The organism is Streptosporangium sp. NBC_01810 (genome assembly GCF_035917355.1).
In the GTDB taxonomy this organism is placed as follows: Bacteria; Actinomycetota; Actinomycetes; order Streptosporangiales; family Streptosporangiaceae; genus Streptosporangium.
This window is the reverse complement of sequence record NZ_CP109070.1, coordinates 6,959,625-6,982,219: the sequence shown is the minus strand read 5'-3', so window position 1 is coordinate 6,982,219 and position 22,595 is coordinate 6,959,625. Positions and strand designations below refer to the sequence as shown.

The following is a 22,595-nucleotide window of genomic DNA, read 5'->3' as shown; positions in this document are numbered from 1 at the left end:
CTGAGATGCCCCAACAGTCCCGGGTACGGCACGCCCCCCGTACCCTCGACTCACCCCGCGCCGTCTTCGTGGCCCTCGTCACCGACCGTGGACGACGTCTCGAAGCCGTCCATCGTGAGTCCGGAGCGGCTGGACATCGGGTGATGGTCCGGCAGACGTGCCCAACCGGTCTCCTCGTAGCGAGCCGTACCGGGGCATCTCCTCGATCGCCCACGCGATGGTCATCGGATCGGGATGAAACGCCCGGTTGTCAATGACCAGCGATGCCATGGTGCTCTCCGTTTCGAGGTGCGAGCGGCGCCTGGCCGCTCACCGGCGGACTACTGCTTGGCGCGGGTCAACACGATGGATGTCAGGCGGCCAGAGCCAGGGCCGGAGGGAGGTAGGTGATGTCGCCGGCGGCGGCGTAAAGGCGCCAGTTCAGCGAGGCGGGGCGGCTGACCACGGTCACGTGCAGTCCCGCTGCCGCCAGCCAGGCGGCCAGGTCGGCGAAGTAGCCGTCTCCCGAACCGATGACGACTCGCTCGAACCGCAGGTCGATCCTGCCGCTCACGGCCGCTTCGACGAGGGCTCTGTCGGCTCCGTCGGCGCCCGAGCGGATCAGCAGCTGCACTCCACGGATCGCGATTCCCACATTCACCATGGAGCGAGGGTTCACCGCGACGATGAACTGATCCATGGGGCCGATCGGGACGTGCTCCCGATACTCGTTCATCGTCTGCCCCACCTCGGCCGTCGTCGGCAAGGAGGACGCCGTCAGGTTCTCGATGTCCAGCAGGTGGATCGACCGTCCGTCACACAGGGATCGCATAGCCCGCCCCACTCACTTCTCTCTGTTGCAATTACTCGGAGTGGGCGGCCGCAGGTGGCCGGTCCATTGATCGAGCAGCCGCGACATCGCCGGTGACGGTTCCGTCAGCGGGGTGTCCCGATGAGACGCATGGCGCGGATGATCTGAAGGAGAACAGTGCAGGCGTCCTCATGGGTGGTGGTCGACAGCAGTTCGGCCATGAGCGACGCAGACAGGCGGTGGACATTCAGCGGGCGGCGCCGGTCGGCCCAGAGCGCGACCCGCCATGCGAGCATCGGAGACACATTGCGATCCGCCAAGGCCGGCGCCTGGAAAGCCGACACGAAGGAGCGGACTTCGACACCGTCGTACTCCAGGTCTCGTGCGGCGTGGAACATGGCGTCCGCGACGTCCCTGATCGCCGGACCCCGTGCGCTGGCCTCCCAGTCGACGACATGCGCCTGGGCGTCCTCCACGAGGATGTGTTCGGGTTTGACGTCACCGTGCAGATAGACGAGAGGTTCTCCGTCAAGGTCGGCGAGCTTGGCGCGCAATTCGGGCCACCAGGAGGTCCGGCGGACACGCGACGACAGCATGTCGGCTAGGTAATCGCCAGTAGTTCGTGCGTCATGAGCCTCTTCCCAGCCGTCCCCCGGTGTCACCGGAGATCGTTGAGCGGCCAAGGCCTGTGTCAGCTCCAGGACACGGTGCAGGTACTCCTCCACATCAACAGGCGTGCTGAGCGTGAGAGGTCTTCCGGGGATCACGGTGATCACTGTCCAGGCGTCACGGCCGAGCCGTCCGGCTTCGAGGACCCGGGGTGTCTTCACCCCAAATGCGGGAGCGCGTTCCAGGGCCTCGGTCTCTCGTCGCTGCCGCTGGACGGGGGTGATGCGCCGATAGATCTTGAGGATCGTGTTGCCTGCGGTATTCCGGTAGTTCAGGCTGTAGGGCTTGGTCACTGGGGCATCCCAGTCCCCGTAGCGCGTACTCAGGTCACCGAGCAAGTCGTGAACGGATTCGGTGGTCACGTCGCGACACCTCCTCTTCGAGGCAGCGGCAGATTTCCGGCCACGGGGTGACCATCCTGGAGATCTCGTCCCAGTAGCTGTGAGCGTGCCGTACGGCGGTGCTGAGGCCGAGGGACGGCCAAACGGCACGCATCAGGCGGCGCAGCGCGTATCCGGGGCCCCGGTCGGCGGGTTGTATGCCGTGGCCCGCGATGAGGGTCGCGGTCCGGATGGCGTCCAACGTCCCGGTGCCGGCGGTTGCCGCGAGACGGCCATGGACGAGCGTCGGCCACGGTGAGCGTGTGATCGCCCAGCCCAGCCGCTCCAGGCCGGAGCCGAGGTCGGTCGCCATGATGGTCGGTTCCTGCCGGTTCCAGAGCAGGACGAGGTCTCCGATGGTGAGACCGGCGTGCCGGAACCTGAGCGTGATCCCGCCGACGGGACCGCGCTGCCAGGGCAGGAGGCTTCCGTAGATCTCGATATGGCGGGCGTGCAGTCCGATTCCGGCGAGCACGCCCAGCCAGGCGTCGAGGATCCTGACATGTTCTTCAATCGAGGGGATGGGAGAGACACAGGAGACGTTGACGAACGAGGTGAGAAATCCGTCGCGCAGCGCGCCATCGGGTTCTCGCAGGCCGGTGAGCCGGACAACGGGCTGAGGGAGGTATCCGCGGCGGTAGGTGTACGGTCGGCGGTGCTTGAGGTAGGGGTCGAGGGCCTGGACGGCGGAGATGGTGAGGTCGGTCTCCCTGCCCCACCGCACCGGCAGGGGTTCGGCTCGGGGGACCGCGTGGTCGGCGAAGCCGTGCTCGATGCGGGTGAGCAGCGTCCGCCAGTCAGGCGGATCCCGTGGCGGCCAGTACGGTGTGCCCCGCGCGGCATGTCTGATGCTGAGCTGCTCGCCGTCGGTGTCGATGTCCCACTGGCCGCCGAGTCCGCCTCGTAGCGCGGCCAGTAAGCGGTCGCCGAGGCCGTCCATCAGGGCCTCGACGCCAGGGCCGTGAAGTGCCGGACAGGGTGGAAGCGGTGCATGCCGATCTCCTGCACGTCGGGGGCGTTGAGCTGGGCAGCGGTCTCGATGGCGGCGGCCAGGGCGTGGGCCGCCTCAAAGTCGGTGACGGCCGGATCGGTGACGGCGACGCTGCCGGTGCGGAGGCACAGGGCTGCGTCGGCGCAGGTTCCGGGTCGCCAGGTGAGGGCGGCGACGGGTGTCCCCGCGCGCAGGGATTCACCGAAGACGGCCGCGCCTGCCTCCACGTAGGTCCGGGCGTAGGTGTAGACGTAGACAGCGGCGTCGCGGAAGGCGGCGGTCTTGGCGGGGCCGCCCAGCTCGCCTGCCATCTCGACGTGTTCTTGGGCGAACAGGTGGGCGTGCTGTGCCACGTACTCCTGGTCGAAGACGGGGCCGACCACCTTGATGCGCCGGCCGAGGATGCCGGCGGCCATGACGGCGATGTGCGGGGCCTTCTCGGCGTCGATGCGGCCGAGCCACAGCAGGTCGGCTCCGGTTCTGGCGGGTGGCTCCTCCTCGTGGAGGCCGAGGTGGACGGCGAGTTCGGGGATCGGTCGGTGCTCGCCGTACCGCTCGATCATCTCCGGCGAGTAGCAGTACAGCCGTGCCCGGTCGCCGTCGAAGGCATCCGGCCGGTGGCGGAAGGCCGGGGCGTGCTGGAACGTCGCGACGTCGCAGCCGAGCTCCTGCCGCACCTTCCGCCACGCGGGCAGGGAGGGGTATTCGTGACCGACGACCAGGAGGTCGTAGCCGGTGGCCTTGAGCTGGGCCGTTTCGCGGGACCCGGGCTCCAGTGCTTCGAGACGTACGGGACGGGTGGTCCATCCGTCGCCGAGGTCGTCTCGCCACCGGGGGCCGAGCAGGTGCACCTGGGCACCTGCTCGGCGTGCGCCGACGGCGACCGCCCACAGCCAGCGTTCGATCCCGCCATAGCCCTGCGGCGGGAAGGCGTAGCTGCCGGGGAAGTCGCAGACCCCGACGAGCATCATGTGTGCGGTGTGCCGTCGGGGCCGATCGCCTTGAACCCCACGTAAGGGACGAGGGCGTCCGGCATGAGGATCGAGCCATCCTGCTGCTGGTACTGCTCCATCACGGCGGCCATGGTGCGGCCGATGGGCAGGCCGGATCCGTTCAGCGTGGCGGCGAAGGACTTCTTGCCGTCCTTGTCGCGAACCCGGATGGCGGCACGGCGGGCCTGGAAGGTGCCGCAGTCGGAGCAGGAGGAGATCTCGCGGTAGCGCTGCTGAGTGGGCAGCCAGACTTCGATGTCGTAAGTGACCTGGGCGGAGAAGCCCATGTCCCCGGCGGGGAGCATGACCACCCGGTAGGCCAGGCCGAGCTCCTTCAGGCAGGCTTCGGCGTGGGAGAGCATCTTCTCCAGTTCGGCCTGGGAGTCCTCGGCCGCGCAGATGCGCACGAGCTCGACCTTGGCGAACTGGTGGAGGCGGAGGATGCCCCGGGTGTCACGGCCGTAGGAGCCCGCCTCGGAGCGGTAGCAGGGCGTGTGGGCCGTGTAGGCGATGGGCAGCGCGGAGGCGTCGATGATCTCGCCGGCGTGCAGGTTCGTGAGGGGCACCTCGGCAGTGGGGATCAGGTACAGCTGCCGCGAGCCGACGCCGGTCTTGAACAGGTCCTCCTCGAACTTGGGGAGCTGCCCGGTGCCGGTCATCGTCTCGGGGGTGACCAGGTTGGGCACCGAACACTCGGTGTACCCGTGGCGGCGGGTGTGCAGGTCGAGGAAGAAGGCGGCCAGGCCGCGTTCGAGTGTCGCTCCGGCGCCCTTGGCGACGCTGAACCGCGGTCCCGACAGCTTGGTGGCGCGCCCGAAGTCGAGGATGCCCATGGCCTCGCCGAGATCAACGTGGTCCTTGGGCTGGAAGGAGAACGACGAGGGGGTGCCATGCCGGCGGACCTCGACCGCGAAGTCCTCGGAGTCGCCGTCCGGCACGGTGTCGAGGGGGAGGTTCGGGATGCCCAGCATGAAGTCGCGCAGTTCGGCCTGGAGCTGTTCCTGCTCAGCCTCGGCGTCGCGGATCTGCTCCTTGAGCCGACGGGCGCGCTCCTTCAACTCGGAGGGGTCGCCTCCGGCGCGGACGACTTTCGGAACCTCCTGGGCGACGCGGTTGGACTCGGCACGCAGTTCGTCAGCCGACTGGACGCTCTTGTTGCGGCGGGAGGAGAGGTCCTCCAGCTGGGCGATGTCCAGGGTGTAGCCGCGTCGGGCGAGGCGGCGGACGGCTTCGGCGCCCATCTCCAGCAGGGCGCGGGGATCATGCATGAGAGTCCTCTTCTTCCTTGGCGTGTCGTGGTCCCGAAGGTAGCAACTCCGCCGACGGCGCCCGATCGGAACGCGGGCCGTCATGGGATCGGATGAGTAATCGCATATCAATCTCCGTGACACGTTGGTCGGTGAGGGCGATCAGCTCCTCATCGGGAATGCCCCAGGCGGTCGCGTACGGCGCCTCCGGAAAGAACATGTCCGTAAGCGGCACGGACGCGTTGGCCTGGCACCACAGCAGGACCGAGACCGCAAGGCCGTGGGTGACGGTAAGGCGCGGGCCGGGGTGGACGGTGGCCGCGCGTATCCCATCCAGCATCCGGCGGATGCCCTCCCGCTGGGACTCGACGCCTTCAGGCGGTCGGCGCCAGGGGCCTTCGTGCTCCAGCCAGCGGGCGTACTCCATGAACGGCTTCCCCTCGAACTGCCCGTAGTGAAGCTCGTTAAGCCGGGCGTCCACCGTGATCGGCACCTGTCGCCCGCCGAGCAGGAGCGCGGCTGACTGGCGTGCCCGAGGGAGACCGCTGGTGACGCAGGACGTGACCGCGCCGATTCGAGTGGCCGCCATCCGGCACTGCCGGCGGCCCACACCGTCGAGGCCGACCGGAACGCGAGGGTCGCCGTTGAGCCGGTAGGTGGCGCTGTAGGCGGTCCGGCCGTGCCGCACGAGGTAACTGATCACCATACCTCTCTCGCCAGGATCACCATGACATCTCCGATGCTCCCCAGGCGCGGATCCCCGACCTCGTGGTAGTAGAGGAGGCCGTCCAGGCACAGGGCCAGGCACCAGGGCACCAGCTCCACCGGCGGGATACCACTGGTCTGCGTCGCGAGCCGCAGCCTGCCGACGGGATCGCGGTCGAGGTCGTAGTAGACGGTCCAGAACCCCCAGTCGAACACCGGATCCCCGACCATCGGGAGCGGGTCGATGAAGACCATCCCGCGCATCTCGTCGAACAGGACGTTCTCCCGGTAGAGATCGGCGTGGAGCAGCACCGGACGGCGGTGGCCCGTGCGCAGCCTGCTCATCGCGTCGAGGCCGAGCCGTACGGCCACGGCCGGGACATCACCCGCGGATCGGGCGAGACGCCGGTGGACGCGGGGCAGGACGGCGTCCGCCAGGTAGTCGTCGAGGGCGGGAAGACCGGCCGGCGCGGGCCGGGTGTGCAGGACGCCGAGCCCCTCGGCCACGGCCTGCTGTTCCTCGCATGGAGGCAGGTCGCCTCCGGCCTGGCCGCCGACCATGTCGAGGACGGCCACGGCCCGGGTCCCGTCCACGTGACGTACGCCGGGGACCGGGCCGGGCGACCAATGCCGCAACGCGATCAGCTCGTTGCGGAAGCGGTCGTGGTCGTACCAGGCCTTGAGGATCAGCCGGGTTCCGAGGCCGTCCGTCGCCGTGGCGATCACGGAGGCGCAGCCGGCGTCGTGCTGGCCGTCGACGACGAGGCCTCGACTCACGGCGACAGACTCGATCATCCGGGGTACGCGGTCGAGCCACTCGGTGACGCCGGGTCCGTAGTGGTCGGCCAGGCGCTGACGGCAGGCCGCGGTCACCGGCGGTATGGCAGTGGTGTCCACGGTCAGCTCAGCAGCAGTTCGGTGGTCAGGATCTCGTCCGTCAGGGCGGGGAACCCGTCGAGCGTCTCGAAGACCAGGGCGTGGACCTTGTCCATCTGCGGGTCGGGGGCGGCCAGCCGTACCAACACGCGCCAGGGGCGGTCGAGCCGCTGGCCGGTCGCGCTGATCAGGTGGACCTCGGCGTAGTCACCGGTCTCCTCGTGAAGGCGCCGGGCCAGCCGCCGCGCGGCCACGTTGTAGAGCTTGCCGACGTGGTAGACGGGGTTCTTGCCGTTGGCGCCTTCCATGTTCATCGGCCGCAGTGGAGTGATCAGGCCGTTGACCCGGTTGCCGCGTCCCACCACGCCCTCGTCGCCCGACTCGATGGAGCTGCCGGTGTAGGTCAGGTACAGCTCGTCGCGCTCCAGGATGTCGCGGACGTTGATCCGGAACCGCACCGGGATGCCGCCAAGCCGCTCGGCGGCGAGCCGGTGACACTCGGCGAGGACCTTCTCCCTGTTGGCGACGTAGGCGGTACGACTTGGCACGTGGGCGGACTTCTGCGGGACACACATCACCACGTCGGCCTCATCCGCCGTCGCATAGCCCATCAGCTTGATGTCAGAGCCGCACCAGGTGTTTTCCCGGGTGAAGTCGCCCGGCGCCGCCAGCCTGTCGACCAGTTCCCGGGCGAACGACTCGAAGCGGTTCTCCGGCGCCCAGCCGGTTCCCAGTGAGGTGTCGTTGGCCAGCCGGGTCCGCCGCTCGCGCAGGTCGTCGAGCGAGCGGGGGGCGAACCAGACGGTGCGATCGGCCACCGCACCGTCGGTGATCACCGCTCCGGGGCTCGGGTTGCCGGTGATGTTCAGCTCGACGCTCAGGTGCCCGTCGAGCTCGGGGAGCCGCTCGGCGAAGAAAGCCCGCACGGTCTCGGTGACGAGGTCCTCCACCGGAATCGCCTGGTCCCCGCAGGATCGCGCCGTCCTGCCGTTCACGAGCACCCGCACCGGAGCGAGCATGCGCCCCGACCCGTAGCGGACCTCGCAGGCCCCGCCGAGAAGAGCCAGCTTGTCGAAGTTGTGGTGCAGCACCGCCCCGAAGGCGTCCAGCGTGTAGCGGCTGTAGACACGCGAGAGTCTCTCCGCCAGGTGATCGGCGAGAGTGTCGGGATGCCCCATGCCCTTTCTCTCCAGGATGGTGACCTCATCGGCCGCGGGCCGACCCGGTTCGACGACGATGATGCTCTGGTCGATCTGGAGCTTGTGGTGGCGCAAGACATCTCCTGTTCTCGACGTTGGACGGCCACGCCGAGGCTGCCGGGTGGCACGACCGCCCTGTGGTGAGGTCATCGTGTGACACGCTGTGATCAAAGGGAACGAGCGTGTGTCGCACCGGCGCTGAACCAGCGTCGAACAAGACGGATTCACCTCCTGCGCGGTAACCCGAAAGCTGCCAGGATGATCACATGGAGTTGGACGGACGACCGGTCACACCTGACGAGCTCGGCGCGCTCGGGCTGTACAACTACGGGCACTTCACCTCGATGCGAGTGGAGGAGGACGGCCGGGTCCGCGGCCTCTCGCTGCATTTGGACAGGCTCCGTCACGACTGCCAGGCTCTCCATGGCGTCGACCTCGACCTGGAACTGGTACGGCGTCTCGCCCGGCGCGCCGTCGCGACCGTGACGCTCCCCCGGATCGTGAGGGTCACCGTATTCGACCCGACACTCGACCTGGCCCATCCGGGCGCCGATGCGCATCCGCGCATCCTGGTCTCCACCCGGCCGGCCTCGACCGGGGCGCTGCCTCCGTTGAAGCTGCGCTCCGTTCACTACGAGCGCGAACTTCCGGAGGTCAAGCACGTCGGTCTCTTCGGCACCATGCGCCACCGGCGGGCCGCGCAGCTCGACGGCTACGACGACGTCGTGTTCGCGGACGCCAAGTCACGAATCTCCGAAGGCGCGACGTGGAACGTCGCCTTCCTCCGTGACGGGAAGGTCCTGTGGCCTCAGTCCGATTGGCTGCCTGGCGTCACCATGCGCCTGGTCACCGAGGTGATGGAACGCAACGGCATCGAGTTCGAGACTGTCGAGGTGACACTTCACGAGATAGGGATGATGGAGGCCGCATTCATCACCAATGCCGCCATCGGTGTCAGGCCCATCAGGTCGATCGACGGGGTCGATTTCACGGCAGATCTTCCTGCCATCGATCTACTGCAGCGCGAGTACATGGCGATTCCAGGAGACACCCTGTAGTTGTCACTTCTCACCGGGCTTCTCCCGCCCGAGAATCGTCTACCTCCGTCTCAACGGAATCCGTTACCTCCTGCGCTTCGTATGGTAATTTCCGATCATCTTCGTTAACGGTGATCGGCAGGAAAGCCGCAGCCGACAGGCTGGAGGAACCTCTCTGTGACCACGGTCCGGAAGTGGTCCGGTCGTGAGACGCGGGCCTTACGCGAGGCGAAGCGGATGAGCGTACGGGAATTCGCCGCGCACCTCGGAGTCAGCGATCGTGCGGTCTCCAAATGGGAGGCCGGGGGGGCTGATATACATCCCCGACCGGACAGCCAGGCGATCCTGGACACTGCCCTTGATCGATCATCTTCTGAAGTGAAGGTCCGGTTCGAACTGCTATCCGGCCCGAAGGCGACGGCCGGCGGGCCGGCGACCCCAGATGATCCTCCAGGCTTCGGAAATGAAGGCCCTCTCGATCAACCGATCTGTCAGATCAGACATCCGGTTGACGGCAAGCTCATGACGCTGATCGATGCGGGCGTCTTCTTGTCCGGCTCAGATGACCAGCCAATCTGGTTGCCGGCCTTCTACATCGACGTCACCCCGGTGACGAACCGGGACTACGCCAACTTCGTCGCAGCGACCGATCACCTCCCTCCCACCCACTGGCCTGATGGACACTGGCCTGAGGAGTTGAGGAGTCATCCGGTCGTCAATGTCACCTTCCGAGACGCGCAGGCCTACGCCGCGTGGGCTCAGAAATCTCTACCGACCGCGGAGGAGTGGGAGAAGACCGCCCGCAGCAATCAGGGGAACGTGTACCCCTGGGGCAGCCAGCCCACGGCTGCCAAATGCAACGTCCGTGAATCCGGCGTCGGCCATACGACACCGGTAGACCGCTATCACAGCGGCATCAGCCCTTACGGGGTGTACGACATGAGCGGCAACGTGTGGGAGTGGTGCCGAACCGAAACAGAACCTGGCCGATTCGTCCTCAAAGGCAGCGCCTTCACCAGCCCTTTCAGCCTGGCAGTCGCCTCCGCCGTCAACGACGCCGATGCCAGGATGATGGATGACGATACCGGTTTCAGGTGCGCATGCCCGACCGCCGCCCTAGCAGCGCCCAGAGTGAATCAACACCGATTGCAATAATCTCAACCGATTTTGCTGTTTGAGTGTTTCCTTTTCTTTCGGTTTCGGCGATCCGGCGGGCGGCGCCGGCGAGGTCGGATGCTGGGGCGTTCTCAATAGGAATGCCCCCTCTTTCGGAGGACGAAGCGGTGGAGCCCGTGACCACGAGAGCGCCGCCCTCCTCTTTCACCCCCCTTATGGGATGAAAGTCGGCGTCTCCCGTGGTCGCGGGGGTCGTGCCCGGCCGCCTCCTGCCCGGCGGCGTCGGGTGGAGGTCCGGTCGTCTCTCCCGTACGGCCCGGGGGTGCGACGTCGCACCCCCGCGTACGGGATGGGTCGTGACGGCACGCCGAGGTCCGGCTCCACGTGCCGCCACGCGATCAAGGGGCCGGCGCGGCGTAGACCAGTTCGGCGATCCGGCGTGCGACGTCGGCGAGGTCGAAGGCCGGGGCGTTCGCGGCCGGAGCCCCCAGGTCGGCTCCCCAGTAGACGACCTCGCCGCTGTAGCCGGTCCACACGGTCAGCGCCTCGCCCAGCAGCAGGCGGGGCTGCCCGCCCTCCCGGACGAGTTCGGGGAAGATCTCGTGGTCGGCGAGCCTGGCCCGCAGCCGTTGAAGGGCCGTGATGGCGAGTCCCCACTGCGTGACCTGTCGGAGCCGGTCGCTCGCCGGGGTGCCCGGTGGCGGAATCATGGCGTACGTCCTCTCGTGCGGTGATGGTCGGTGAAGGACTCGTGCGGTGATGGTCGGTGAAGGAGACGAGCGGCCCCGGGGTCTTCCGGCGTCGGAAGCCGGTGATCGTCCCGGGGCCGCCTCTGGCGGGCGTCCGGGGGGCCGGGCGGTGTCGGGGCGTAGGCCGCGGCCGGCGCGGAGCCCGCCAGAGCTGATGGTCAGATGGGCGATGCTTCGGCGGGTTCCATGAGCGCCTCCAGGTACTCCCGCCGATACCGCAGCCACGGTTGCCGGTCGAACAGTTCCACCAGAAGATCGGCGGTACCGGCGGGATCGGCCGAGGAGTGCAGGACCATGCGACCGGCGCTGAACCAGCGGAACATTTTTGGAACGCTCCAGACAAGCAGGCCAGGCGCGAGGCTCAGCATGTAGTGGCCACCGGCTGTCGTCATAACGTCGGAGTCTCGGGTGGGGATATCTCGCTCCGCCAAGGCACGACACAGTTGCTCCATGGCGAGCTTTGGGAGCTCTCGGCGCAGCTTCGCGCACAGCGCTGCGACGCTCCCGGCATTGAAGACTTCCGCGTTGACGGTGGCTTGCCACTGCCCGTCCAGGCGGGCGAAACCGATGCCGGGGAACTCGCGGCGTGCAGTGTCGAGCACACGATCCATGACGGCGTCGTGCTGCTTGGGACGTGAGGTCATTGTCGCTCCGGATGTCCGGCTGGCTGATCGACCACACCGTAAGCAGCCGTCACCGTCCGCAACCGAACAGATGCGAACGAACTCTGAGTTCGCCTATACGAGGATCTTGTGGCGCTCGGCGAGATGTCGCGCCTCGGGCGCCCAGGAGGGTTTCGCACGTCGTGCCAGGGAGGACACCATCTCCCGCAGTAACCGCTTCTGGTCCAGCTCCTCAGGGCACTCCCGCTCGATCCGCAGGAGGTGAACGAGGCTGGCCGCGTCGTCACCAAGGTCTTCGCAAGCCCGCGCGACCTGTGACAGATGCGTGGTCCGGCGCTCCACCGACATGGTCTGGGTGAGGTCGATCTCCTCGGCGAGCCGTACGGCCGCCGCAGGCTGCCGCATCTCGTACTCGATGCTGACCATGTGAATCGCCACGTTCATCCGCCCGAAGAACAGGCCCATCATGGGCCGCCGCTCGTCAACGCGCCGGGCGAGGTCGTAGGCCGGTCCGCGCAGCAGCTCCCGCGCCCGGTCATCGTCACCGACCCGGGTCAGCGCGATCGACGCCATCAGGTGCAGGCCGCCGAACACGCTGATGTGGCGGTCGTCTCCTTCGGCGAGCAAGGGTTCGATCTGCTCCATGCCGTGGTGGGCGACGTCGTAGGCGATGTCGTGCATGTCATCGGTGAGAAGACTCTGCCCGAGATTCCATTGGGCATAGGCGATCATCAGTGGGTCTTCGCTCTCCTCGGCGTAGCGCATCGCCCGGTCCGCGGCCAGGTGCGCCAGGTCCACACGGCCCAGGTGCTTGAGCACGCCGCGCGCGAGGATGTAGGCGTCCGCCGCAGCCCGGCATGCGGCCAGACGGCCCTCACTGCTCGGGGTGTTGAGCAGCAGGTGCTCGGCGTCGCCGAGAATGCCGGGCAGGCTCCGCATCAGGATCGAATACTTGTTGGGCGCGGTGAACCATGCCTCGCGGGCCGCGGTGACCCGCTCGGCGACCTGTTCGGCATCCGGTGGTTCGAGATCACCGGCCAGCGTCCGATAGGTGAACATGGCACGTTCGATGTCGGCGACCTGCGGACGGCCAGGCTCGTGGGAGTCGCGAGGACTCTCGCCGAGGAGCACGGCGGTACGCACGCCAAGGACGAGGGCAATCTGCCGCAGCAGCGGTATCGAGGGGATTCGCTTTCCCTGCTCGATCAGTTCGATGTGCCGTGTTGTGCAGCCTGCCTGCGTTGCCAGCGCCGTAGTGCTCATGCCTTTCGTTTCACGCTGGCGTCTGATCATGTGCCCCGTGATGACGTCGCTCATAAGGCCCTGCCTCTCCTGAAGGCTCGACATCCTCAGGCTAGATGTGCAGGGCTCGCTCATGTCCAGGGTTCTTGACTACATCCTCCTGGCGTTCTCCGTACAGGCGAGGCACGCCGACAGTTCTCGGATGAGGCGGTGCTGAACCATGCCCTCACCCATCCCGCTCATGAACGCGATCGTCCGCCATGAGAACCTCATCAAAGATTGTGAATCTAGCACACAGTAATTATTGTTGGTGTAGAGATAACCCCCCCTTGGTGTTAGCATTGCCGTCAACGGCTGGCGGCATCGTTGTCGAGTAGGCGTGTGCATCCGTCGATAAGACGCCTGTGCCCCGAGCCGGATGTCCCCCACATCAATACAGAAGGGCCACCCCCCGTGGCGAAGCTGACGTTGCCGCAGCTTGAGCGGCATCTGTTCGGAGCGGCCGACATCCTCCGCGGCAAGATGGACGCCTCGGAGTTCAAGGAGTACATCTTCGGGATGCTCTTCCTGAAGCGGGCCTCCGACCAGTTCGACGTGGTCCGCGAGGAGCTCGTCAAGAAGTGGCTCGCCCAGGGCAGGAGCCGGGAGGAAGCCGAGCGGATGGCCGCCGCGCCGGCCTTCTACCGGGGCGAGAGCTTCTACGTCCCCCAGGAGTCCAGCTGGCGGCACATCAAGGACCACTCCCGGGAGAAGAACGTCGGCAACCTGCTCAACAAGGCGCTGGAGGGGCTGGCGAACCACAACTCCACCTCCCTCGAAGGCGTGCTGGAGCACATCGACTTCATGCGCAAGGTCGGCCAGTCCACCATCTCCGACAAGCGGCTGCAGCAGCTCGTCGACCACTTCCACCGGGTACGGCTGCGCAACGAGGACTTCGAGTTCCCCGACCTGCTCGGCGCGGCCTACGAGTACCTGATCGCGCAGTTCGCCGACTCGGCGGGCAAGAAGGGCGGCGAGTTCTACACCCCGCGTGGCGTGGTCCGGATGATGGTCCGCCTGGTCAGGCCGGAGCCCGGCATGCGCGTCTACGATCCGTGCTCCGGCTCGGGCGGCATGCTCATCCACGCCAAGGAGTACATCGACGAGCACGGCCTCGACTCCCGCGACCTGACCCTGGCCGGCCAGGAGACCGCGGGCACCACCTGGGCCGTCTCCAAGATGAACATGATCCTGCACGGCGTGCTCAACGCCGACCTGGAGAACGAGGACACCCTCGCCGACCCCCGGCACCTGGAGGACGGAGAGCTCGCCCGCTTCGACCGGGTGCTCACCAACCCGCCCTTCTCGCTGAACTACTCGGCCGCCGACATGAAGCACCCGGAGCGCTTCAAGTACGGCTACGCGCCGGAGACCGGCAAGAAGGCGGACCTCATGTTCGCCCAGCACGTGCTGGCCGTCCTCACCCCCGACGGTGTCGGCGCCACGGTCATGCCGCACGGCGTGCTCTTCCGCGGCGGCAAGGAGAAGGACATCCGCGAGGGCGTCATCAGGGACGACCGCCTGGAGGCGGTGATCGGCCTGGCGCCCAACCTCTTCTACGGCACCGGCATCCCGGCCTGCGTCCTCATCCTGCGCGGCACCGACCCCCGGCCCGCCGAGCGGCGCGGCAAGGTGCTGTTCATCAACGCCGACCGCGAGCTCACCGCCGGACGCGCGCAGAACCATCTCGACCCGCAGCACGCCGAGAAGATCGTCGCGGCCTACCAGGAGTACCGCGACATCCCCGGGTTCGCCCGCGTCGTGGACGTCGAGGAGCTGCGGGCCAACGACTTCAACCTCAACATCCGCCGCTACGTCGACAACACCCCGCCGCCCGAGCCCCAGGACGTCCGCGCCCACCTGCACGGCGGCGTCCCCAGGGCCGAGGTCGCGGCCAAGGCCGGGTTGTTCGAGGCGTTCGGCGTCGACCCCGACGCATTGTTCGCCGAGCGGGACGCCGACTACCACGACTTCCTGCCCGAGGGGTGGCGGGCGACCGCCGAGCGCATCCCGGCCCTCGCGGCTCCCACCGAGGAGCGGCTGCGCCAGGCGTTCTCCGAGTGGTGGACCCGGCACAGCAAGCGGCTCGTCGAGCTGCCCGACACCCGCAAGGTCATGGAGGTCCGGGCCGAGCTGCTCGACTCCTTCGTCAGCGAGCTGCTGCCGCTGAAGGTGCTCGACCGGTTCGAGCTGGCCGGCATCGTCGCCGCGTGGTGGGGCGAGGCGAAGTACGACATCAAGACCCTCGGGCTCAACGGCTTCGAGGGCGTGGTCGAGGGCTGGCTGACCACCATCGAGTCGGCGTTCGAGCTGGACGAGGAGGAGGTGGAGTACTGGGACAAGCAGAAGATCGCCGCCGAGAAGCGCAAGGCCCGCGACCACCGGGTCGTGCCCGCGCTGATCCCCGACTACCTCGCCGAACTGGAGGAGGCCGAGGCGGCGTACGCCGAGCTGAACGCCCGGTACAAGGCGGCCACCGCCAAGCCCTCGGAGGAGGACGAGGAGGCCGACGAGCCTGACGATTCCGCCGAGGACCGGCTCTCCGAGTCCGAGCTGAAGGACCTCAAGACGCACACGACCGCCGCCCGCAAGAAGGTCGGCACGCTGGAGAACCACTTCCTGCCCCGGCTTCGGATGGCCGTCGGCGCCCTCGACGCTGACGCGCGCCGCGACCTGGTGATCGGCGTCCTGCGGTCACAGCTCACGTCCCGTTTGGAATCCCGTACGGCCGCCGCCCGCAGGCTGGCCGAGGCGGCGTTTCGCACCTGGGCCGACAAGTACGCGGTCACCCTCCGCGACCTCGAAGCCCAGCGTGAAGCGGCTGCAGCTCGGCTGGAGACCTACCTCAAGGAGCTGGGCTATGGGAATTAACCAGCCGTCCTCATGGACAGCTACAACGCTCGGGGCTTCCGCCGATTTCATCAATGGCTACCCGTTCGCTCACACCGATCGAGGCGAAACCGGATTACCGATTATCCGCATCGAACAACTCAAAAATAGGGCTGCACATTGCGACCGATACTCAGGTCGCCTCCCCGAACAATATAAGATCACAGACGGAGACATTGTCTTCTCCTGGAGTGGATCTTTTTTCGTAGACCTCTGGGAGCGTGGGCCTGCATGGCTAAATCAGCACCTTTTCAAGGTAATTCCCGTCAGTCATCTAGACCAAACTTTCTTCATGCACCTACTTCGATGGAGCATCGGCGAACTGCAGCAGCGCTCGCATGGATCGACGATGTCCCACATAACTCGAAAAGACATAAATTCGTTTGGATTGACACTACCTCCCCTATCGGATCAGCGGCGGATCACGGAGATCCTCGACACCCTCGATGCCCAAATTGCTAGTCAACGAGAGGTTATCAATAAGCTCAAAATTATCGCAGCAGCAATAATGGATAGCCATCTCACGAAAATCATCCGAACAGCTGATGCCGAGTTTTCCCTGGCAACCCTTGCCGATATCGCCAGCGGTGTGACCCTGGGAACAGAGACTGGCGGATCGATCGAACTCCCTTACCTGCGCGTAGCAAACGTCCAGGACGGATATATCGACACGTCTGAAATGAAGAGGGTGCACGTCAGCCGCACGGACGCGAAGCGCTACCTGCTTGAGGCAGGAGACGTACTTTTGACCGAGGGGGGCGACCTGGACAAACTCGGTCGCGGTGCGGTATGGGATGCCAGGATCGATCCATGCATTTGCCAAAATCACATCTTTCGTGTCCGTTGCGACAGAATCCGCCTGTTGCCCGAGTATCTCGCAGCATACTGTTCGTCACACCATGGCAAAAGTTACTTTCTCAGCATCGCAAAGCAGACAACGAATCTGGCCAGCATTAATTCAACTCAGTTGAAGAGCATGCCGATCCCGCTTCCCTCCATCGGGAATCAACGGGAGCTCATAGAGATGGCAGATGCCGGGAGAAACCAACTGTCCAAAGAGTCTTCCCACCTGCAGCGCTTGGAGTTGCTCAAGCAAGGCCTGATGGAAGACCTGCTAACAGGGCGGGTTCGGGTTTCTGCGGCGGAAGCCGTACTGGAAAGTCTTTGACCCTGTGCCGGGGCGGGCGTGATGCCCCGCCCCGGTGCGGCGGTGATGTGTTCGGGGGGTGACGATGTCCGATCGTTTACCGAGGGGAGTCGGACGGTGGCCGACTACGAGTACGAGCTTGTCGAACGTCCGCTTATCGAGCAGCTCAAGGACATGGGGTGGAAGCACAAGGCCGGTGCCAAGGAAGGCGCGGTCCTGCCCCTCATCGCGCGGGACTCGCTGCGCGAATCCTTCAACGAGGTGGTCCTTGAGGAGCGGGTGCGGGAAGCGCTCTTCCGGATCAACCTTGACGACCAGGGCCGGCAATGGCTCGACGACACCAGGATCAGCCAGGCGTTCAACGCGCTGACCCGGGTGCCCGCCGCCGGCCTGCTTGAGGCCAACACGTACGTCACCGAACTGCTGATCAAGGGTGTCGCGGTGGAGGGGCCGGATGGCGGCCGGGACCGTACGGTCCACTTCATCGACTGGAAGAACCCCGACAACAACGAGTTCTTCGTGATCAACCAGTTCCGGGTGGACGTCCCCGGCACCGGCGGGAGCAAGCAGATCGTCCCCGACCTGGTGCTCTTCGTGAACGGCATCCCGCTCGTCGTCGTCGAGTGCAAGGCGCCCACCCGGAGCGACCTCCGCGCCGCGGTGAACCAGATTCGCCGGTACAGCGACGGCCAGACCGGGAACCCGAAGCTCTTCCACTCGGTCCAGTTGACGGTCGTGACCAGCGGTGAGGACGCCAGGCTGGGCACCTTCACCGCCGCACCCGAGCACTATGTGCCCTGGCGCGACCCGTACCCGCTCACCATGGCGGCGCTCGCCACGCGACGGGGCAAGGACGAGAAGCAGCTCAGCAGGCAGGAGATCCTTGCCGCCGGCGTGCTCAACCGCGCCAACCTGCTGAACATCGTGCACAACTACGTGACCTTCATGACCCTCGACAGCGGTGTGACGGTCAAGATCGCCCCTCGGTACCAGCAGTTCCGCGCGGTGGAGCGGACCGTCGACCGGCTGCTGACCGGCGAGCCGGGGCGGCGCGGCGGGATCGTCTGGCACACCCAGGGCTCCGGCAAGAGCCTCACGATGACCTTCCTGATCCGTCGGCTGCGTTCGGCCGACGAACTGGCCCACTACAAGGTCGTGGTCGTCACCGACCGGACCCAGCTCCAGGACCAGCTCGGCGAGACCATGCAGCTGAGCGGCGAGAAGGTGGACACCGCCAAGAGCGGCGCCCGCGCCAGGACCCTGCTCGGCCGGAGCGGCCCGGGGGTGGTCTTCGTCATGATCCAGAAGAACCAGAACGGCTCCCCCGCCAACCGCCTGGACCTGGGCGAGGTCAACACCGACGAGTCGATCGTGGTGCTGATCGACGAGGTGCACCGTTCGCACACCGCCTCCCTCGGCTCGAACCTGCGCCAGGCGCTGCCCAACGCCGCCCGGATCGGCTTCACCGGCACGCCGATCATGACGAAGAAGGGGCGGCGCAAGACCAGCGTGGAGCTGTTCGGTTCGTTCATCGACACCTACCGGCTCCGCGAGGCCGAGGAGGACGGCGTGATCGTGCCGATCCTCTACGAGGGCTTCAAGGTCAAGGGCGCGCTCCGGGACGGCCAGGACATGGACGAGCTCTTCGAGGAGGAGTTCGAGGACCTGACCGGCGAGGAGCGGCAGCAGCTCCAGCAGCGCTGGGCCACCAAGGGGACCGTCTCGACCGCCCAGCGGCTCATCGACGTGAAGGCCAAGCACATGCTCCGCCACTACGTGGACAAGGTACTGCCCGAGGGCTTCAAGGCCCAGGTGGTCGCGCACGACCGGGATACCACGCTGCGCTACCGGGAGGCGCTCCTCGCCGCCCGTGACGAGCTCGTCCGGGACGTGCTGAACCTTCCGCCGCACCTGCTGAACCGCCCCCTGGACGAGCTGAAACCGCGCCAGGCCCAGCTCGTCAAGGCGCACGGGCAGCTCGACCTGCTCCGGCGGATCGACTTCGTGCCGATCATCTCCAAGGGCGACGTGGAGGGCGAGGAACGCTTCGCGGAGTGGACCGACGAGGCGAAGCGGAAGGCCAGGATCGACGGCTTCACCCTGCCCTTCGGGGAGAACGACATCGCCTTCGTGATCGTCCAGTCGATGCTGCTCACCGGCTTCGACGCGCCCATCGAGCAGGTGATGTACCTGGACCGCAGGATGGAGATGCACGACCTGCTCCAGGCGGTGGCCAGGGTCAACCGGACCGCGGACGGCAAGCCGTACGGCTACGTGGTCGACTACCGAGGGGTGGCGCAGAACCTGGTGGACGCGCTGCGCGTCTACGCCGACGAGGACTTCGACGACGAGGAGGCCAGGGACGTCTCGGGGGCGCTGCGCGACCTGCGGACCGAGATCGCCAAGCTGGAGCCGCAGATGCAACGGCTCCGGATGATGTTCCACGATCCCGCCGACGTGGAGGGGTGCGTGCTGGAGCTGGCCGATCCTCGGCTGCGCGACAGGTTCGGCGCCGAGCTCGCCTTGTTCGCCCGGACGGTCAACGTGGTGCTGCCCGATCCGGCGGCGAAGCCGTACCTGCCGGACCTCAAGCGGTTCATGGTGATCAGGTTGACCTCGAACAAGCGCTACCGGGTGGACGGCGGCGAGTTCGACCCCGGCTCCTACGGCAAGAAGATCAAGCTGCTGATCGACGAGCACGTCACCTCGCTCGGCATCGAGCAGCAGCTCCCGCCGATCGAGCTGACCGCCGCCAACTTCGCGGCCAGGGTCGAGGCGATGACCGGCGGCACGCGGGCCAAGGCCTCGGAGATGGAGAACGCCATCCGGCACCACATCGAGGTGCACCGCGGCCAGGACCCGACCCGCTACCAGCTGCTCAGCGAGCGGCTTGAGCGGATCCTGGTCGAGCTCAAGGACGACTGGGACCAGCAGCTGCTCGCGTTCAAGAAGCTGATGACCGACATCAACGAGGACCGGCGGGACAACCCGCACGGCCTCGGCCCGGTCGAGAGCGCCCTGTACGGCCTGCTGCTGAGCGAGCTGGCCACCTCCGCCGAGGACATCGGCGACCCGCGGTTCGTCGAGGCCTGCCGGGAGATCCACCAGATGGCGGCACGGACCATCCATCGCCGTGACTTCTGGAAGAAGAGAACGGACGTCGAAGATTTCCGGAAGGAGATCTTTGAGATTCTGGTCACCCGGAATCTGGGAGACTTTCACCGGCTGGACCAGGTCGCCGACAAGGCATGTGACGTGATCCGGAACAACCAGGCGGATATTCCGGGAGCCTGATGCTGGCATGCTGGTGACCGTGAGTGATTTTCCTGGAGTCCTGCGGGTCGGTGACCTCGACGTCGCCGTCTCGGTGAGTGACCGCCGCAAGAGCGTGCGGCTCACCGTGGAGCGGGACGCCTCGGTCACCGCCGTCGTCCCCCCGCAGGTCTCCCGGGCCGAGCTCACCAAGCTGGTCGAGGCGAAACGGTCATGGCTGTACGGCAAGCTCGCCGAGAAGCGGGATCTCGGCGAGGCCCCGCCGGACAGGGAGTTCGTCTCCGGTGAGGGGTTCCTCTATCTGGGACGCTCCCACCGGCTGCGCGTCGTCGACTCCGGCGAGGTGCGCCTGGTCCGCGGGCGGCTGGAGCTGGCCCGGGGTGGCGGCGCGAAGGAGCTGGTCGACTGGTATCGCCGGGTCGGCGCACGATGGCTGACCCGGCGGATCCGGCCCTGGACGGCGCGGATGGGAGTCGAGCCGGCCGGGCTGCGGGTGCGCCCGCTCGGCTACCGGTGGGGTTCGTGCTCACCCGACGGTCAGGTCAACATCCACTGGGCGACCATGCAGCTTTCGCCGAGCTTGATTGACTATGTGCTGGTGCACGAGCTCGCGCATCTCCATCGTGCCGATCACGGTGCCGAGTTCTGGCAGATCGTCGAGCGGGCGTTGCCCGGTCACGAGGACCATCGGGAGCGGCTCCGCCGTACCGGTAATGATCTTTGGTTGCCCGAGAAAGGGCGATGATGCACGACGAGGTCATGGTCAACGCCGCGGACATCGCCCGGCTCGCCGATGTCGGCCGGGCCGCGGTCAGCAACTGGCGTAAGCGGTTCGACGACTTCCCCCAGCCCGTAGGTGGGAGCGCGTCAAGTCCGGCGTTCTCCCTGGCAGAGGTGGAATCCTGGCTTCGCCGCCACGACCGCTACGTGGAGGTGGCGCCGATCGAGCGGCTCTGGCAACGGCTGAGAGCCAGCACCGACGACCTGCGGCTCGGCGACGCCGTGGGATTCGCCGGAACCGTGCTCCTGCACCAACGGCAGGCCCCCGACCTCAACGCGAAGACGTTGTTCAAACGACTGTCCCCGACGGTTCCCGACGGCTTGGACGTCAGCGCGGAACTGGTCGGGGCGATCACCGAGGTGGGCCGGGCCGAGGGGTCCGTCGCGGCGTTCGACGGCATCTGCGACCGCTATGTGAGTCTGCACTCCCGCCGGTTGCTGACCACTCCCCGGGGCGTGGCCGACCTCATGGCCCGCATCGGTGACACGGCCGGGCGTGTCGTGCTGGATCCCGCATGCGGGATCGGAACTCTGCTTCTCAGGTCCGCCGGGGCACGGACGCTCGGCCAGGAGGTGAACGAGAGCGCCGCCCGTCTGGCCGGCATCCGGTTGAGACTCCACGGCCACGACTCGTGCGTCGAGACAGGCGACTCGTTGCGCGCGGACGCCTTCCCCGGTGAGCAGGCCGACGTGGTCGTCTGCAACCCGCCGTTCAACGAGCGCGGCTGGGGTTACGAGGAGCTGGCCAACGACCCACGCTGGGAGTACGGCCTGCCGCCCCGCGGCGAGTCGGAGCTGGCCTGGGTGCAGCACTGCCTGGCGCATGTCCGGCCGGGCGGCCTGGTGGTCATCGTGATGCCGGGCGTCGCCGCGAGCCGCCGGGCCGGCCGCCGGGTCCGGGGCAACCTGCTGCGCGCCGGAGCGCTCCGGGCGATCATCACACTCTCCGTGGGCGCCACCCCGGCGTCCAGCGGGGCACCGGACCTGTGGGTCCTGCGCAGGCCCGAGCCCGGCGCCCAGCCGCCGTCCGAGGTGCTGATGGTGCACGCCGGGGAGGATCTCGCCCTGGCCGAAGCGTCGTGGCAGGCCTTCCGCGACGGCAGGGACCTGCCCGAGGGCAGCGACACCGTACGGATCATCGACCTCCTGGACGAGGAGATCGATCTGACGGTCGGCCAGCGAATCTCCGTCCTCGACCAGCCGGGTTCGTCGAGTTTCACCGCGCTGCGCGAGAAGGCGATGGCCATGACCGGGTCGCTGAACTCCATCCTGCCGCGCCTGTCCGCGGTCCGGGGGCATGAACCGGCGATGTCCAGCCTCGGGGAACTCGCCCGCGCGGGCGCCGTCACCATCCTTCAGGGCCCGCTCAAGCTTCCCGGCGACGGCGATCTTCCCGTCCTCACCGCGAAGGACCTCCTGCTCGGCCGGGCGCCCACGGGTCGCAGCGCCGACGCGCCCGGCCTGGTGCGGGTGGAGCGCGACGATGTCGTCGCCCCGGTGGTCACGGGCAGCGGTTCGGTCCCGCGGGTCATGACCGAGTCGGGAGCCGTTCTCGGCCCCCAACTCCTCCTCATCCGCACCGATCCCGACCGCCTGGACCCCCATTTCCTGGTCGGCTGCCTGCGCGCCGCCGGTGGCTCCGGCATCCGGCTCGGTTCCTCGATGCGGCTCGATCCCCGTCGTGCGCGACTGCCCAGGCTTCCGATCGACGAGCAACGCCGGTACGGCGTGGTCTTCCGCCAGTTGCTCGCCTACGAGGACGCCACCCGTGCGCTCCGCGAGATCAGCGATAATCTTGTGGCGGCCGGCATCGACGGCCTCTTCGACGGGAGCCTGCGTCCCGACTGATCC

General features: G+C 67.1%; 18 protein-coding genes. 7 read left to right on the top strand and 11 right to left on the bottom strand.

Features of this window, described 5'->3' with window-relative positions; all coding sequences use genetic code 11:
* Positions 1–352: 352 nt before the first annotated feature.
* The 8 genes from OIE13_RS31555 to OIE13_RS31520 all read right to left on the bottom strand — a co-directional run bounded on the left by OIE13_RS31555 (position 353) and on the right by OIE13_RS31520 (position 7,924).
* Positions 353–811 carry a hypothetical protein gene (locus OIE13_RS31555; RefSeq protein ID WP_326829128.1) on the bottom strand — a complete coding sequence of 153 codons (459 nt, stop codon included), beginning with the start codon at positions 809–811 and terminating at the stop codon, positions 353–355.
* Positions 812–915: 104 nt separating this feature from the next.
* On the bottom strand, positions 916–1,821 hold the full coding sequence (locus OIE13_RS31550) for a phosphotransferase family protein (RefSeq protein ID WP_326829127.1): 906 nt from the start codon (positions 1,819–1,821) through the stop codon (positions 916–918).
* Positions 1,787–2,779 carry a hypothetical protein gene (locus OIE13_RS31545; protein WP_326829126.1) on the bottom strand — a complete coding sequence of 331 codons (993 nt, stop codon included), beginning with the start codon at positions 2,777–2,779 and terminating at the stop codon, positions 1,787–1,789. Before OIE13_RS31545 ends, OIE13_RS31550 begins: the two co-directional genes overlap by 35 nt.
* Positions 2,779–3,801: a hypothetical protein gene (locus tag OIE13_RS31540; protein WP_326829125.1), complete on the bottom strand. Its 1,023-nt coding sequence runs from the start codon at positions 3,799–3,801 to the stop codon at positions 2,779–2,781. The genes OIE13_RS31545 and OIE13_RS31540 overlap by 1 nt, the downstream gene beginning before the upstream one ends.
* Positions 3,798–5,090, bottom strand: coding sequence for a serine--tRNA ligase (gene serS, locus OIE13_RS31535; RefSeq protein WP_326829124.1), 1,293 nt, complete (start codon positions 5,088–5,090; stop codon positions 3,798–3,800). Before serS ends, OIE13_RS31540 begins: the two co-directional genes overlap by 4 nt.
* Positions 5,083–5,775 (bottom strand): histidine phosphatase family protein, encoded by a 693-nt coding sequence (locus OIE13_RS31530; protein ID WP_326829123.1) that lies wholly within the window; start codon positions 5,773–5,775, stop codon positions 5,083–5,085. The genes serS and OIE13_RS31530 overlap by 8 nt, the downstream gene beginning before the upstream one ends.
* Positions 5,769–6,647, bottom strand: a complete 879-nt coding sequence (locus tag OIE13_RS31525) for an aminoglycoside phosphotransferase family protein (RefSeq protein ID WP_326829122.1) — start codon at positions 6,645–6,647, stop codon at positions 5,769–5,771. Before OIE13_RS31525 ends, OIE13_RS31530 begins: the two co-directional genes overlap by 7 nt.
* A 26-nt stretch (positions 6,648–6,673) precedes the next feature.
* Positions 6,674–7,924, bottom strand: coding sequence for a methionine adenosyltransferase (locus tag OIE13_RS31520; RefSeq protein WP_326829121.1), 1,251 nt, complete (start codon positions 7,922–7,924; stop codon positions 6,674–6,676).
* Between the two features lie 191 nt (positions 7,925–8,115).
* Here OIE13_RS31520 and OIE13_RS31515 point away from each other — a divergent pair, with 191 nt between their 5' ends.
* Both OIE13_RS31515 and OIE13_RS31510 read left to right on the top strand, forming a co-directional pair.
* Positions 8,116–8,907, top strand: a complete 792-nt coding sequence (locus OIE13_RS31515; protein WP_326829120.1) for an aminotransferase class IV family protein — start codon at positions 8,116–8,118, stop codon at positions 8,905–8,907.
* 156 nt (positions 8,908–9,063) lie between these two features.
* Positions 9,064–10,041, top strand: a complete 978-nt coding sequence (locus OIE13_RS31510) for an SUMF1/EgtB/PvdO family nonheme iron enzyme (RefSeq protein ID WP_326829119.1) — start codon at positions 9,064–9,066, stop codon at positions 10,039–10,041.
* Between the two features lie 359 nt (positions 10,042–10,400).
* Here the strand turns inward: OIE13_RS31510 and OIE13_RS31505 are convergent, their stop codons facing one another.
* From OIE13_RS31505 to OIE13_RS31495, 3 genes are all read right to left on the bottom strand, one after another.
* Positions 10,401–10,712 carry a hypothetical protein gene (locus OIE13_RS31505; RefSeq protein WP_326829118.1) on the bottom strand — a complete coding sequence of 104 codons (312 nt, stop codon included), beginning with the start codon at positions 10,710–10,712 and terminating at the stop codon, positions 10,401–10,403.
* Positions 10,713–10,909: 197 nt separating this feature from the next.
* The gene (locus OIE13_RS31500; protein WP_326829117.1) at positions 10,910–11,395 is read right to left on the bottom strand and encodes a hypothetical protein; all 486 of its coding nucleotides are present in this window, start codon (positions 11,393–11,395) and stop codon (positions 10,910–10,912) included.
* A gap of 93 nt (positions 11,396–11,488) precedes the next feature.
* A complete protein-coding gene (locus tag OIE13_RS31495) occupies positions 11,489–12,667 on the bottom strand; it encodes a helix-turn-helix domain-containing protein (protein ID WP_326830324.1) in 1,179 nt (392 codons plus the stop codon).
* Positions 12,668–13,069: 402 nt separating this feature from the next.
* Here OIE13_RS31495 and OIE13_RS31490 point away from each other — a divergent pair, with 402 nt between their 5' ends.
* From OIE13_RS31490 to OIE13_RS31470, 5 genes are all read left to right on the top strand, one after another.
* Complete coding sequence (locus OIE13_RS31490; protein ID WP_326829116.1) at positions 13,070–15,526, top strand: type I restriction-modification system subunit M; 2,457 nt, start codon at positions 13,070–13,072, stop codon at positions 15,524–15,526.
* A complete protein-coding gene (locus tag OIE13_RS31485; RefSeq protein ID WP_326829115.1) occupies positions 15,516–16,712 on the top strand; it encodes a restriction endonuclease subunit S in 1,197 nt (398 codons plus the stop codon). The genes OIE13_RS31490 and OIE13_RS31485 overlap by 11 nt, the downstream gene beginning before the upstream one ends.
* Before the next feature lie 96 nt (positions 16,713–16,808).
* Positions 16,809–19,985 (top strand): type I restriction endonuclease subunit R, encoded by a 3,177-nt coding sequence (locus tag OIE13_RS31480; protein WP_326829114.1) that lies wholly within the window; start codon positions 16,809–16,811, stop codon positions 19,983–19,985.
* A gap of 19 nt (positions 19,986–20,004) precedes the next feature.
* Positions 20,005–20,709, top strand: coding sequence for a M48 family metallopeptidase (locus tag OIE13_RS31475; RefSeq protein ID WP_326829113.1), 705 nt, complete (start codon positions 20,005–20,007; stop codon positions 20,707–20,709).
* Positions 20,706–22,592, top strand: coding sequence for an N-6 DNA methylase (locus OIE13_RS31470; RefSeq protein ID WP_326829112.1), 1,887 nt, complete (start codon positions 20,706–20,708; stop codon positions 22,590–22,592). Before OIE13_RS31475 ends, OIE13_RS31470 begins: the two co-directional genes overlap by 4 nt.
* The last annotated feature ends 3 nt before the right edge of the window (positions 22,593–22,595 follow it).